The 13,270-nt window shown below is 63.5% G+C and carries 14 protein-coding genes; 9 read left to right on the top strand and 5 right to left on the bottom strand.

The window, feature by feature from the left end; genetic code table 11:
• The first annotated feature begins 14 nt into the window (after positions 1-14).
• Genes G3N97_RS09890 through G3N97_RS09880 form a run of 3 tightly spaced genes read left to right on the top strand, consistent with a single transcriptional unit; the run spans position 15 to position 2,050 of the window.
• Positions 15-1,358 (top strand): hypothetical protein, encoded by a 1,344-nt coding sequence (locus G3N97_RS09890; RefSeq protein WP_205993041.1) that lies wholly within the window; start codon positions 15-17, stop codon positions 1,356-1,358.
• 9 nt (positions 1,359-1,367) lie between these two features.
• Positions 1,368-1,520 carry a hypothetical protein gene (locus G3N97_RS09885; protein WP_205993040.1) on the top strand — a complete coding sequence of 51 codons (153 nt, stop codon included), beginning with the start codon at positions 1,368-1,370 and terminating at the stop codon, positions 1,518-1,520.
• An 8-nt stretch (positions 1,521-1,528) separates the two neighbouring features.
• Positions 1,529-2,050, top strand: a complete 522-nt coding sequence (locus G3N97_RS09880) for a hypothetical protein (protein ID WP_205993039.1) — start codon at positions 1,529-1,531, stop codon at positions 2,048-2,050.
• On the opposite strand, the gene G3N97_RS09875 is transcribed toward G3N97_RS09880, so the two are convergent.
• The gene (locus G3N97_RS09875; protein WP_205993038.1) at positions 1,983-2,798 is read right to left on the bottom strand and encodes a hypothetical protein; all 816 of its coding nucleotides are present in this window, start codon (positions 2,796-2,798) and stop codon (positions 1,983-1,985) included. The two genes, G3N97_RS09880 and G3N97_RS09875, sit on opposite strands and share 68 nt — an antisense overlap.
• Positions 2,795-4,147 (bottom strand): DEAD/DEAH box helicase, encoded by a 1,353-nt coding sequence (locus G3N97_RS09870; RefSeq protein ID WP_241030497.1) that lies wholly within the window; start codon positions 4,145-4,147, stop codon positions 2,795-2,797. The genes G3N97_RS09875 and G3N97_RS09870 overlap by 4 nt, the downstream gene beginning before the upstream one ends.
• Positions 4,148-4,521: 374 nt before the next feature.
• On the opposite strand from G3N97_RS09870, the gene G3N97_RS09865 reads away from it, so the two are divergent.
• The 6 genes from G3N97_RS09865 to ftsB all read left to right on the top strand — a co-directional run bounded on the left by G3N97_RS09865 (position 4,522) and on the right by ftsB (position 10,551).
• Positions 4,522-4,863 carry a hypothetical protein gene (locus tag G3N97_RS09865; protein ID WP_205993036.1) on the top strand — a complete coding sequence of 114 codons (342 nt, stop codon included), beginning with the start codon at positions 4,522-4,524 and terminating at the stop codon, positions 4,861-4,863.
• On the top strand, positions 4,860-5,663 hold the full coding sequence (locus G3N97_RS09860; protein WP_205993035.1) for an alpha/beta hydrolase: 804 nt from the start codon (positions 4,860-4,862) through the stop codon (positions 5,661-5,663). The genes G3N97_RS09865 and G3N97_RS09860 overlap by 4 nt, the downstream gene beginning before the upstream one ends.
• A gap of 151 nt (positions 5,664-5,814) precedes the next feature.
• Complete coding sequence (locus G3N97_RS09855) at positions 5,815-7,476, top strand: CTP synthase (RefSeq protein WP_065060252.1); 1,662 nt, start codon at positions 5,815-5,817, stop codon at positions 7,474-7,476.
• The gene (gene kdsA, locus G3N97_RS09850; RefSeq protein ID WP_205993034.1) at positions 7,473-8,327 is read left to right on the top strand and encodes a 3-deoxy-8-phosphooctulonate synthase; all 855 of its coding nucleotides are present in this window, start codon (positions 7,473-7,475) and stop codon (positions 8,325-8,327) included. The genes G3N97_RS09855 and kdsA overlap by 4 nt, the downstream gene beginning before the upstream one ends.
• A 413-nt stretch (positions 8,328-8,740) precedes the next feature.
• Complete coding sequence (eno, locus tag G3N97_RS09845) at positions 8,741-10,024, top strand: phosphopyruvate hydratase (protein ID WP_065060251.1); 1,284 nt, start codon at positions 8,741-8,743, stop codon at positions 10,022-10,024.
• A gap of 101 nt (positions 10,025-10,125) precedes the next feature.
• Positions 10,126-10,551, top strand: coding sequence for a cell division protein FtsB (gene ftsB / locus G3N97_RS09840; RefSeq protein WP_205993033.1), 426 nt, complete (start codon positions 10,126-10,128; stop codon positions 10,549-10,551).
• Between the two features lie 152 nt (positions 10,552-10,703).
• On the opposite strand, the gene G3N97_RS09835 is transcribed toward ftsB, so the two are convergent.
• The 3 genes from G3N97_RS09835 to G3N97_RS09825 all read right to left on the bottom strand — a co-directional run bounded on the left by G3N97_RS09835 (position 10,704) and on the right by G3N97_RS09825 (position 12,839).
• Entirely contained in the window at positions 10,704-11,033 is a 330-nt protein-coding gene (locus tag G3N97_RS09835) for a hypothetical protein (RefSeq protein WP_241030502.1), read from the bottom strand.
• Positions 11,034-11,303: 270 nt separating this feature from the next.
• The gene (hslO, locus tag G3N97_RS09830; protein ID WP_205993032.1) at positions 11,304-12,251 is read right to left on the bottom strand and encodes an Hsp33 family molecular chaperone HslO; all 948 of its coding nucleotides are present in this window, start codon (positions 12,249-12,251) and stop codon (positions 11,304-11,306) included.
• 63 nt (positions 12,252-12,314) lie between these two features.
• A complete protein-coding gene (locus G3N97_RS09825) occupies positions 12,315-12,839 on the bottom strand; it encodes a gamma carbonic anhydrase family protein (RefSeq protein WP_205993031.1) in 525 nt (174 codons plus the stop codon).
• Between the last annotated feature and the right edge of the window lie 431 nt (positions 12,840-13,270).

Here is a 13,270-nt window from a genome sequence, read left to right as displayed (position 1 = left end):
CAGGAAAAACGACCATGCGAATTCTGGCAATCGATGTTGGTTCCAACTGCCTCGACTGGCTGATGCGCTGCCAGCAGTGGGGGCATCAGGTCCGATGGTACGACAAACCGCGTCCCGACGGCACGGACCGGCATGCAGGCGAAGGCCTCGTGCCGAAAATCCGCGACTATGACGAACTGCGCCGCAAATGGCTCGGCTGGGCCGACCTGATCTATACCCCGGATAACGTCAGCTACCTTGAGATGCTTGAGCCGTTTCGGCGTATCGGCTATCCGATCTACGGCTGCAATCTGGCGGCCGTTGAATGGGAGCTCGATCGCGAGATCGGGCAGAAGGTGATGGAAGAATGCGGCATGCGCATCATCCCTGGCAAGACCTTCCACGACTACGACAGTGCGATCGCGTACGTAAAGAAAGAGGGCAAAGCGTTCGTTTCGAAACCTTCGGGCGACGGTGAGCGCGCAATGTCCTACGTCGCAAACAGTGCTGCCGACATGGTGTACATGCTCGGGCGCTGGAACAGGATCGACAAATACCGCGCGGCGGCGAAACAGGACGGGTTCATCCTGCAGGAGAAAATCGACGGCATCGAAATGGCCGTGGGCGGTTTCTTCGGCCCCGACGGCTGGTCGCGCGGCTGGGTTGAGAACTGGGAAAACAAGAAGCTGATGAACGGCGATCTCGGCGTGAACACGGGCGAGATGGGGACGACGGTGCGCGTGGTGCGCCAGTCGAAGCTGGCCGATGAAGTGCTGACGCCCGCGACCGAACACCTGCGCAATATCGGCTACGTTGGCTACGTCGACGTGAATTGCATGATCCCGACCGACGGCAAGGGGCCGTTTCCGCTGGAGTGGACAATGCGCGACGGCTGGCCAATCCGGCACAACCTGACCGCGCTGATCGAAGGCGATCCGGCGCAGTGGATGAAGGACAAGCTCGACGGGCGCGACACGCTGCGCATCCGCATGGACGAGGTGTGCATTTCGGTGCTGATGGCACTGCCGGATTTTCCGTACTCGAAGATCACGAACAAGGAGCTCTGCGGCATCCCGATCTACGGCGCCGAGGATATGGAGCACCTGCATTTTTCCGAGGTCATGCTCGGCACCGCGCCGCGCGAAGTGAACGGCAAGGTCGTCGATCTGCCGGGACCGGTGACGGCGGGCGATTACGTGCTGATCGCCACAGGCACCGGGGAGACGATCACGGGCGCGCGCCGCAGCGCGTACAGCGCGATCAAAAAGGTAAAGATTCCCAACAGCCCGTTCTACCGGACGGACATCGGGGTGGGGCGCCTGAAGAAGCAACTGCCCGACCTGCAACGAATGGGCTACGCGAAGGGTCTGAGCTACTAGGAGGGCATCATGCCGATGAAATCGAAGGCGCAGAACCGCGCCATGCACGCGGCCGCAGAAGGGCGCTCGAAGCTGGGCATCCCGAAAAAGGTGGGCAAAGAATTTGTCAGCGCGGAACACGGCAAGTCCGTTAAGCGCCTGCCGGAACGGAAAAAGAAATGAGGCGTTCGATGCGCGATGGTCTGATTTCCGAAGCGAAGATCCAGAAAGCCCTGACCGAGAGCCGGGGCGATCTGTTTCTGACGGCGTCAGTGCTGGACTGTACTGCGCTCGAAGTGGATCGTTATATCCGTGCATCCCCAGCTCTCCAGCAGTTCGCGGCAGCGATTGAGCAGGTCAAGATCGATCCCGCCTACTCGCGAATGTCGGCCGAGCAGTTTGAGAACCAGCTCGCAGACCTTGGCCGTGCGTTTAAAGTTGTCGGCCTTGAGGAACTCCATAAACTGGCCACGATGGACCATGGCGACAGTGCCGCTATGGCTAAGGTAAAACTCCAGGCGGCAATTTCCCTTCGTGGCGGTGAGCACCGTGTCGGCGGGGACCGGGAAGTCGAGCACGCACTCGTCGAGTTGAACCAGCTCTACCATTTGAACGCACCTCGCATAAAAGAAATCCGGCAGACTGTCATTCGCCTTGAAGGTGGTCGGGAAGCGATTCAACCAGTGATCGAATCCGGTCTAGATCTTCTATAGCCTGCGCGCGCTTTTTCATGAGCGCGTTCCAGTCAGGCTCCTGCTCAGGATAAAGGTGGTATTTCGACAGCGCGATGTGGCCGCGCCGCGCCATCTCCCGCAGAGCCGTCTTATGCCCCGAGGCGCGCACTTCCCGTTTCGTGGCAATGCGCCCACCGCCGACCCATCCCCACGCCGGTAGCAGTCCAGGTTCCTCGGGGGCGAGGCGCGCACGCAGATCCCATTCTTCACCCGCCTTGAACGAGCGCCGCATGCGCATGACGTGCTGCTGCGGAAGACCACTTTCGTCAGCGAGCTCGTGATCAGTCAGCCGGCGCCCGGCGCAGTGAACCCACAGCGCGCGCAGCTCCATCTCGGCGGGGGTCTGCAGATCGATGGTCAGTTCGTGTTGCGCCCAGGTATGCGGCACCGGCACAATCACCTGATCGCGTACACCCACTATCGCGCTTTCGAGCCACGCAACGCTGAGCGGGCACTCGAAAAAGACCATCGCATCAGCAGCAATTTCGGTCCGCACAGCGCGGCCGCGGTTGAGCAGCACGCCGCCATGTTCGCGCCAGCGCGCGAGCTGGCCGCCCGCTTCCTTCAACCACTCTGCCCAGCTATACAGGGGGAGGTCCTTGAGGTCGTTCGTTTTGACGAGGATTGGATGGGCGTTCACGTACATGCGATGAACGTGAATGTGCGTGAAGCTGCTGTGTGCTTTCCGGATGGACGCGCACACAGAGCTGGTGCGATAGAGTTTCACCGCTTCCTCCGTTTCATTGCCTCGAGCAGGATGTCCTGCACTTCGCGTTTGCTTTCGCGGCGCAGCATCACGTCTTCGTCGACGGTGTCGCGCGCGATGATGTGGTAGATGAACACCGGGCGGCGATGACCGGCCTGCAGCTGGCGGACTGGTCCAATACGCTCGATGATCTGCTGATACTCCTCGAGGTTCCACCAGTGACCGAAGAAGGCCAGGATGTTGCCGCCGTCCTGCAGGTTCAGGCCGTGACCGGCGCTCGCAGGGTGGGCGAACAGCACGGGAATCTTCCCGGCGTTCCAGTCCTTTATGGTCTGCGGATTCTGGTCGAGGACGCGACCGCGCGGAAAAGCGCGCGTGAGCCGAGCCAGATCAGACTTGAAGTGATAAGCGACGAGCACAGGCATTCCAGCAGCCTCCTCGACAATGTCCTCGAGCGCCTTGAGCTTTTCATCGTGCACATCCTTCCAGTTTCCGGCGTCGTCGACGTATGCCGCGCCGTTGGCGAGCTGCAGGCATTTGAGCGTGCGGGACGCGGCGTTCAACGCTTCGACGGGGTTTTCGTCGATTTCCATGAACATCCGGCGCTCCATGTCCTGATAGAGCCGCCGTGCACCGCTGGGCAGGTCGACATAGACTGGCCGCATGATCGGCTGTTCAAGATCGAACCAGTCGGCGGGGTCGAGCGAAATCGTGCAGTCCCGCAAGGCGATCTGGATCTGTTCCTGCGCGTGTTCGAGCGGTTCCATTGCGTGGTAGCCCCGATCGCCCTTCATCGGGCGAAACCAGCGGGATTCGAACGCGGTGTAGCTACGCCCGAGACGCTGGCCACCGTCCACGAACCACTGCTGGCCCCACAGATCCTTGAGGCCATTGGGCGACGGCGTGCCGGTCAGATTCGTCCAGCGCCGCACCTTCGTGTGCGCCACCTGCGCGAGCGCGCGGCCGCGCACGCTGCCGCCCGAACCCGCGCGCAGGAACTCCTTTCCGGTCTTGCTTTTCTGGTTTGAGATCCGCGTCGACTTGAGCTTCGTCGATTCGTCGGCCACGATCGTGCCGAATGGCCAGGGGCGCGGGTTGTGCTTGAACCAGTCAATCAGCCAGGGCAGGTTCTCGTAATTGATCGAGAATACGGGCGCGTCGCGGCGCAGCTGCATCGCGCGCCGGTTCGCATCGCCCACGATCGGCACTACCTCCATGCCGCTCAGGTGATCCCACTTCTCGCACTCATCCGGCCACGTCGACTGCGCCACGCGCAGCGGCGCGCAGACGAGGGTGGGCATTGTCTCGATGCCAAGGTGGTAGAGCGATTCGAGCGTCGTGAGGGTGCTGACGGTCTTGCCGAGTCCCATCCCGGCCCACACATTCGAACGCTCGACGCCCGACTGGTGGTCTATGATAAGACCCTGATAAGGGTGGGGTGAAAAGGCGCGGCGAGTCACGGGTGCGCCCGGTTGTGTGCGTCAATCAGCTGCAGCAGAAAGCAACGCCGCCACATCGTCAGCGCGCCATCGAGCGACGTGTCGAAAGCGGTGATGCCGTGTCCGTAGACGGTCCACTGGTCCGGGTAGAGTCGCCGGCCGCGGGGCTTCGCGCACTGCATGGCGCGCCCCGGTGTGCCCGATTTGTGTCCACACTCTAACGAAGCCATCTGTTTTTCCTTCAAAATGCAATAAACCCGTTTGCTGACCGGCGCGGGCTATGCGTTTAAAAACAGATAGTTAGGGTGCTCAGGGCAAAACGGTGTGCCCTAGGCTTCATCAATCGCTTTCATCATCCTTATCCGGGTGTCTATGCGCGCTACGCGTCGCGCCACATCGTGCTGGCGCGCAGCGATTGGGACGGCGCGGCGCGCATCGAGGCCGCGCCCGGCGCGCTGACGGTCGAGCGCTTTCGCGACACGCGGCGGCGTTACTGGATGGACCGGTTGGAGCGGCCGGATCGGACCGAAGAGGCGGCGGTGGGCGCGATGCAAAGAGCGGCAGCGGTCCGCCCGCCCGGCGCGCAAGACAGCGACGACAACGACAATCCGACAAGAACGAACGGAACGGAGACAGGCCCAGATTGAAGAACGTCATCCATTTTTCCCATGCGAACGGCTTCCCGGCCTCGACCTATCGCACCTTCTTCGCCGAACTCGGCGACACCTACGAGCTGCGCTATATCGAGCGCATCGGCCACGACGCGCGCTATCCCGTCACGCGCGACTGGCCGCACCTCGTCGAGCAACTGATCGAGGACATCGGCAGCCGCTACGAGCAGCCGGTCTGGCTCGTCGGTCATTCGCTCGGCGGCTATCTTTCGCTGATGGCGGCGCTCAGGAAGCCGCAGTGGGTGAGGGGCGTGGTGATGCTCGATTCGCCCGTGATCGCCGGCTGGCGCAGCGGCATGCTGCGCGTGTCGCAGTGGACCGGGCTCGACGAGCGTTTGTCGCCGGCCGCCGCCACGCGCGCGCGCCGCACCAGCTGGGCGAGCCGCGACGAAGCCTGGCGCCATTTCCACTCGAAGCCTGCGTTCGCGCGCTGGGACGAGCGCGTGTTGTCCGACTACATCGACTTCGGTATTCCTCAGACTTCGCCCGACGGCGCGCGTACGCTCGCCTTCGATCGCCGCACCGAATACCTCATCTACCGTACGCTGCCGCACACCTTCGGCACGCGCCTCGCGCATGGCTCGCCGGTGCCAGTGAGCTTCGTCGGCGGCACGCATTCGAAGGAGGTGCGGCAGGTCGGTCTCGGTGCGACGCGGCGCATCGCGGGCGAGCGCTTCGAGTGGATCGAAGGCAGCCATCTGTATCCGATGGAGCGGCCCATCGAGACCGCGCGCGCGGTGCAGCGCATGCTCTACGCGATGGATAACGGCGGTTAGACGCGCGCCCGCTGGCCGCCGTCTGGCGGGGCACGATCAATTCGGCACATGCTTCATTCGCGCCGCGCCCCGTCACGCAAGATGCTCTTTCAAAATTCAGGGTTAGCCCTTGCTTTACGGTATAATCCGTTTTTCCCGCGAGCATCCAGCGATGACCAAATATGTTTTCGTCACCGGCGGCGTAGTTTCTTCCCTTGGCAAGGGTATTGCCGCCGCCTCCCTCGCCGCGATCCTCGAATCGCGCGGTCTGAAAGTCACCCTCCTCAAGCTTGATCCCTACATCAACGTCGACCCCGGCACGATGAGCCCGTTTCAACACGGCGAAGTGTTCGTGACGGAAGACGGAGCGGAGACCGACCTCGACCTCGGCCACTATGAGCGCTTCATCAGCACGAAGATGCGCAAGGCCAACAACTTCACCACGGGCCAGATTTACGAATCGGTGATCCGCAAGGAACGCCGCGGCGACTATCTCGGCAAGACGGTGCAGGTCATTCCGCACATCACCAACGAAATCCAGGCGTTCATCGAGCGCGGCGCGGCATCCGCGACGTGCGGTGAGCCCGACGTGGCGATCGTTGAAGTGGGCGGCACGGTCGGCGACATCGAGTCGCTGCCGTTCCTCGAAGCCGCGCGTCAGATGAGCCTGCGCCTTGGCCGCAACAGCGCGTGCTTCGTGCACCTCACGCTGGTGCCGTTCATCGCCACGGCCGGCGAACTCAAGACCAAGCCCACGCAGCACAGCGTGCAGAAGCTGCGCGAAATCGGTATCTATCCGAACGTGCTGCTGTGCCGCGCCGATCGCCGCATTCCGGACGACGAGCGCTCGAAGATCTCGATGTTCTCGAACGTGCCGGAAGACGCCGTCATTTCGGTGTGGGACGCCGACAGCATCTACAAGATTCCGCAGATGCTGCACGATCAGGGTCTCGACTCGATCGTCTGCGACGAACTCAAGCTGTCCGCCAAGCCCGCCGACCTGTCGATGTGGGCCGAAATGGTCGAGAAGCTCGAGCATCCGCAGCACGAAGTCACGATCGGCATGGTCGGCAAGTACGTCGACCTGACCGAGTCGTACAAGTCGCTCATCGAAGCGCTGCGTCACGCATCGATCAAGACCTCGACCAAGGTCAACATCGAGTACATCGACTCGGAAGAGATCGACGAACAGGGCGTGGACAGCCTCAAGCATCTCGACGCGATTCTCGTACCGGGCGGTTTCGGTCGCCGCGGCACCGAAGGCAAGATCAAGGCCATTCAGTACGCTCGTGAATCGAAGGTGCCGTACCTCGGCATCTGCCTCGGCATGCAGCTCGCCGTGATCGAATTCGCGCGCGACGTGGTGGGCCTGAAGCACGCGAACAGCACGGAATTCGACGCCGACACGCCGGACCGCGTCGTCGCGCTCATCACCGAATGGGCCGACCGCGAAGGCAAGGTCGAGAAGCGCACGGAAGATTCGGACCTGGGCGGCACGATGCGCCTCGGCTCGCAGCGCTGCCCGATCAAGCCCGGCACGCTCGCTTCGGAAATCTATGGCAAGGACGTGAACGAACGTCACCGCCACCGTTATGAAGTCAATAACGGCTACGTGCCCAAGCTCGAAGCCGGCGGCCTTATCATCAGCGCCCGTACGCCGACTGAAGATCTGCCGGAAATGATGGAACTGCCGCGCGACATGCACCCGTGGTTCGTCGGCGTTCAGTTCCACCCGGAATTCACGTCCACGCCGCGTGACGGCCATCCGCTCTTCAAGGCGTTTGTCGAAGCGTCGCTCGCGCACCAGCAGTCGCGCGCTCAGGAGAAAGCATGAATCTGTGCGGTTTCGAGGTCGGCCTCGACAAGCCGTTCTTTCTGATTGCAGGCACCTGTGTCGTCGAATCCGAACAGATGACGATCGACACGGCGGGCCGCCTGAAGGAAATCACGGCGAAGCTCGGCATTCCGTTCATCTACAAGTCGTCGTTCGACAAGGCCAATCGCTCGAGCGGCAAGTCGTTCCGCGGTCTGGGCATGGACGAAGGCCTGCGTATCCTCTCCGAAGTGAAGCGCCAGCTCGGTCTGCCCGTGCTGACCGACGTGCACACGGAAGATGAAGTGGGTCCGGTGGCGTCGGTCGTCGACGTGCTGCAGACGCCGGCGTTCCTGTGCCGTCAGACCGACTTCATCCACGCGTGCGCGCGTTCGGGCAAGCCGGTCAACATCAAGAAAGGCCAGTTCCTCGCGCCGCACGACATGAAGAACGTGATCGACAAGGCGCGCGACGCGGCGCGTGAAGCGGGTCTTTCCGAAGACCGCTTCATGGCTTGCGAACGCGGCGTCTCGTTCGGTTACAACAACCTCGTGTCGGACATGCGCTCGCTCGCGATCATGCGCGAAACGGCGGCGCCGGTCGTGATGGACGTCACGCACTCGGTGCAGTTGCCGGGCGGCCAGGGCACCAGCTCGGGCGGTCAGCGCGAATTCGTGCCGGTGCTCGCGCGCGCGGCCGTCGCAACGGGCGTGGCGGGTCTCTTCATGGAGACGCACCCGAACCCGGCGCAAGCGAAGTCCGACGGTCCCAACGCCGTGCCGCTGAACCGCATGGCCGACCTGCTCGAAACGCTCGTGACGCTCGACCAGGCGGTCAAGCGCACGCCGTTCCTCGAGAGCGACTTCAACTGATTCACGTAGTCAGGCACCGGCGCGCTTCATGCGCGTCGTGTGCTTTGTCGTATGGCTTCACCGCAAGGTTGGATCGCAGAGTTTTTTCGTAGTGCTAGAGCATCGCGCGCCGCTTCGATTGCATGAGCGGCGCGATGGAGGAGCCGCGGCGAGCGGCCCGCCGGCGCAGCAGGTGTCATGAAGCGATGCCATGCTGTACCAGACGGGAACCGCGCCGCGCCAGATGTACAAGGCAGCGTGGCGGCGCAGCGATTACGCAGTGTGTAATCCTCGCGACGCAACAAGTTGAACCCGACGACCGCTCCGCCTGTCCCATGTGACGGTGTGTCCCGCGCGAGCGCGTAGACCGCGCTTCGCCGGACTCGCAGCGGGTGTGTGTCTCGCAAGAATTACTGTCATTTCCTGAGGAAACCATGAGTGCAATCGTAGATATCATCGGTCGCGAGATTCTGGATTCGCGCGGCAATCCCACCGTCGAATGCGACGTGCTGCTCGAGTCGGGCACGATGGGCCGCGCGGCTGTGCCGTCGGGCGCGTCGACCGGCTCGCGTGAAGCGATCGAACTGCGCGACGGCGAAGCCGGCCGCTACAACGGCAAGGGCGTGCTGAAGGCCGTCGAGCATATCAACACCGAAATCTCCGAGGCGATCATGGGCCTCGACGCGTCGGAACAAGCCTTCCTCGACAAGACCCTGCTCGAGCTCGACGGCACCGACAACAAGTCGCGTCTGGGCGCGAACGCGATGCTGGCCGTTTCGATGGCCGTCGCGAAGGCCGCAGCCGAAGAAGCCGGCCTGCCGCTGTACCGCTACTTCGGCGGTTCGGGCGCGATGCAACTGCCGGTCCCGATGATGAACATCGTCAACGGCGGCGCGCACGCGAACAACAGCCTGGACATCCAGGAATTCATGATCGTGCCGGTGAGCCAGCCGACCTTCCGCGAAGCGCTGCGTTGCGGCGCGGAAATCTTCCACGCGCTCAAGAAGATCCTCTCGGATCGCGGCATGAGCACGGCAGTTGGCGACGAAGGCGGTTTCGCACCGAACTTCGGCAGCAACGACGAATGCCTCTCGACCATCCTGCAAGCCATCGAGAAGGCAGGCTACCGCGCCGGTGAAGACGTGCTGCTCGCGCTCGACTGCGCAGCCAGCGAGTTCTACCACGACGGCAAGTACCAGCTCGCGGGCGAAGGCCTGCAACTGTCGTCGTCGGAATTCGCCGACTACCTCGCGACGCTCGCCGACAAATTCCCGATCGTCTCGATCGAAGACGGCATGCACGAAAGCGACTGGGCCGGCTGGAAGCTGCTGACCGAAAAGCTCGGCAAGAAGGTTCAGCTCGTGGGCGACGACCTGTTCGTCACCAACACGCGCATCCTGAAGGAAGGCATCGAGAAGGGCATCGCCAACTCGATCCTGATCAAGATCAACCAGATCGGCACGCTGACGGAAACCTTCGCAGCGATCGAAATGGCGAAGCGCGCGGGCTACACGGCCGTGATCTCGCACCGTTCGGGCGAAACCGAAGATTCGACCATCGCGGACATCGCCGTCGGCCTGAACGCCGGTCAGATCAAGACCGGCTCGCTGTCGCGCAGCGACCGCATCTCGAAGTACAACCAGCTGCTGCGCATCGAAGAAGATCTCGGTGATATCGCCAGCTACCCGGGCAAGTCGGCGTTCTATAACCTCCGCTAAGCGGACCTGAACGCGACAGCAGCCTTGCTGTCACTCTTCGTTATCCTTCTTCGCCGCCCTGCGTTCAGCGCAGGGCGGCGTATGTTTATCCGGCACCATCCATGCGGCTTGTCACTGTCGTCCTGATCATCCTGCTCGCGCTGATCCAGTATCCGCTCTGGTGGGGCCACGGCGGGTGGCTGCGCGTGCACGAACTGCAAGGGCAGCTCGCACAGCAGCAAAAGCAGAACGACGACGAAAAACTGCGCAACGAACGCATCGCGGGCGAAGTGCAGGATTTGCAGAACGGCACCGCGGCCGTCGAGGAGCGCGCGCGCTACGAGATGGGCATGGTGAAGGACGGCGAGGTGTTCGTGCAGTTCGTCTCGCCGAATCAGCCGTTGCCGGCGACGCCTGCGGGTTCGTCGAATACGTCGACGCGTGGCGAGATGTCGGCGGCGCCCGTCAAGGTGGTGCCGAATCCGGTGTCGCGCGTGCCCGAGAAACACCACGGGCACGGCAAGGAAACGAAGAAGAAAGCAGGCTGAGCGTCAAGACAATCGACGCGGCTCGATAGCGTCGAAATAAAAAGCGCGGCCATCCAGCGGATGCCGCGCTTTTTTGTTGCCGCGTGTTTTTGCGGGGCGGGCGTATGCGAGCCTTATACGAACGTGCGCCGATCGTTGCGCACGCTACGATTTCACCAGCCCCAACCCCAGCCGGGATAGCCGTAGCCGATCCCGGTGCCCCATCCGCCGCCCCAACCGCCGCTGTAGTAGCTGCCGTAGACGTTCACGGGCGGCGTGTACGCGCGCGACCAGGCCTGTGCGGCTGCTTCGGCGTTCGCGGCGCGATTGGATTCGGCCAGCGCCTGCTGGTCGATCGCGTCGTAGCGCTGAAGCTGCTCGCGCGTGAGAGCCGGGGCGGCCTGCTGCGGCGGCGCGACCGTGGCGGTCGCGCCCGCTTGATCGGCGGGCAGGCGGCTGTAGATCGGCGAAGGGCCGGGCGGATCGAGCGTGCAGCCGCTCATGAGCACCACGCCCGCAGCGGCGGCCGTCAGCGCGGTGAGCGTGAGGAGCGTTCTCGCGCGGCGCGCGGGCAGGTGAGGTGATGCAGCCCGGAGGTTCGTCTTCATGTTCTTGCTTCCCTTAATCGGTCGGATTCCGGATCTCTGGGCCCCGCGCGCGGGCGCCTGGATAGCCGGTTCCGTGAATCGGCTCATGGTGCCGCGCTGCGGCGCCGTCCGCGTGGCGGAAGACGGCGTGCCATGAGCCGGGGAGGCAATCACTGCTTTGCTGGCTTAGTGGCGCTGGTCCGCTGCGGGAGAGACTCCTTCTGAGAGCCCCGGCGTGGCGAAAAGTTGCGCCACATCGACAGGATCGAACTCGTAGCGCTGGTTGCAATAGTCGCAGTGAACTTCGACGTGGCCGCGTTCTTCGATCACGCTGTCCACTTCCTCGCGGCCCAGCATCTTGAGCATCGAGCCGACTTTCTCGCGCGAGCAGCTGCACAGGAAGCGCGTGCCGGCGGGCTCGAAGTGCTGCACGTTCTCTTGCCAGAAGAGGCGGCGGAACAGCGTTTCCGGCTCCTGTTCGAGCAGTTCTTCGCGCGTGAGCGTGCCGCCGAGCGTGCAGACGCGTTCCCACGTGTCGGCGTCGAGTTCGTGCGGATGCGGCACGATGCCGCCGTCGCCGGGCAGCTTTTGCAGCAGCATGCCGACCGCGCGATCTTCGTTCGCGCCGAGCCACAGGCGCGTGTCGAGCTGCTCCGAGTGGTGCATGTAGTGCTCGAGCACTTCCGAGATCGACTTCAGCGCGCCGTCTTCGCCGTTGAGCGGCACGATGCCCTGATAAGGCTGCTGGCCGGGCTGCTTGTTGGCCGGATCGAGCGTGATCACGCAACGGCCGCGGCCGTTCACGTTGACGAGCTCGGCGAGCGAGAGGTCGTCGGCGACGGTTTCCACGCCTTCGGCCAGACGCGCCGTGGCGCGCATGGAGAGGTCGGAGCTGCACTGCACGACCAGCATGCGGACCGGGCCTTCGCCGAGGATCTGCATGATCAGCGTGCCGTCGAACTTGAGATTCGCGGAGAGCAGCGCGCAGGCGGCCATCATTTCGCCGAGCACGGTGCGCACCGGCGCCGGGTACTGCCGGCGCGTCAGCACCTCTTGCCACGTGTTGCGCAGCGAGACGATCTCGCCCCGCACCGGAGCGGCGCTGAACATGAATTTTTGCAACTGGTCGTTCACAATCTTTTCCTTCGTTTCGATGCGTGCGGCGCGCTCGCGCGGCGTGACGGCGGCGTGCAGCCGTCAGCCGATGCGTACGAGTTGCGCCTTGAAATACTCGCGGCGTTGCGCGTAGACGTCCGCGTTACGCTTGAGGCCGGCGATGTCGGCCTCGGTGAGCTCGCGCACGACCTTGGCCGGCGCGCCGAGAATGAGCGAGTTGTCGGGGAACACCTTACCTTCGGTGACCACCGCGCCCGCGCCAACCAGACAGTTGCGGCCGATTACCGCGCCATTCAAGACCACCGCCTGAATCCCGATCAGCGCGCCTTCCTTCACCGTGCAGCCGTGCAGCATGGCCTGATGGCCGATCGTCACGTTGGCTTCGAGCGTGAGCGGGAAACCGGGGTCGGTATGCAGCACCGCGCCTTCCTGGACATTGCTGCGCGTGCCGACCGAAATCAGCTCGTTGTCGCCGCGCAGCGTCGCGCCGAACCAGACGCTCGAGTCTTCGGCGAGTTCGACCTTGCCGACGATGGTCGCGTTATCCGCGACAAACACGCTTTCGTGAATGGTGGGTGCGGCTTCGCCAAGCTTGTAGATGGCCACGGTGTTGCGTCTCCTTTTTGTCTTGCGAGGCTGCGGCGCGCGAGCGGGTGAGAGCGGGCGCGGGCGGCGCAGAGCGGGTGAATCGCGTATTGTAAACGGTTGCGCCCCGAGTTCGCCTGGCCCGGCTTGCGCGCCGCGTGCGGCAGGTCTCATGCAAGCCACTGCGCCGCCGTGCGGGGCGTCGGTTTGAGCGCGTGCCGTCGTTCGTACACCGCCGTTTGACCGCCTGTTTTCTGCCCGCTTTTCTGCCTGCTTGACGATGAATTCCGTATTTCCCGACTCCGCGCGCGCCAGCGCCGAATTGTCCGTCGATGCCGCCACATCGCAGCCAGGCTGGCGCGCCGCCGCGCTTGCGGCGCTGTGCGAAGCCGATCCGCTCGCCAAGTCCGGCGCGGTGACCGCGCTGTACGCGCTCGCCCAGGACGGCGCGG

It is taken from the genome of Paraburkholderia sp. Ac-20347, assembly GCF_017104805.1.
GTDB lineage: Bacteria > Pseudomonadota > Gammaproteobacteria > Burkholderiales > Burkholderiaceae > Paraburkholderia > Paraburkholderia tropica.
This window is presented reverse-complemented; position numbering and strand designations above follow the sequence as displayed.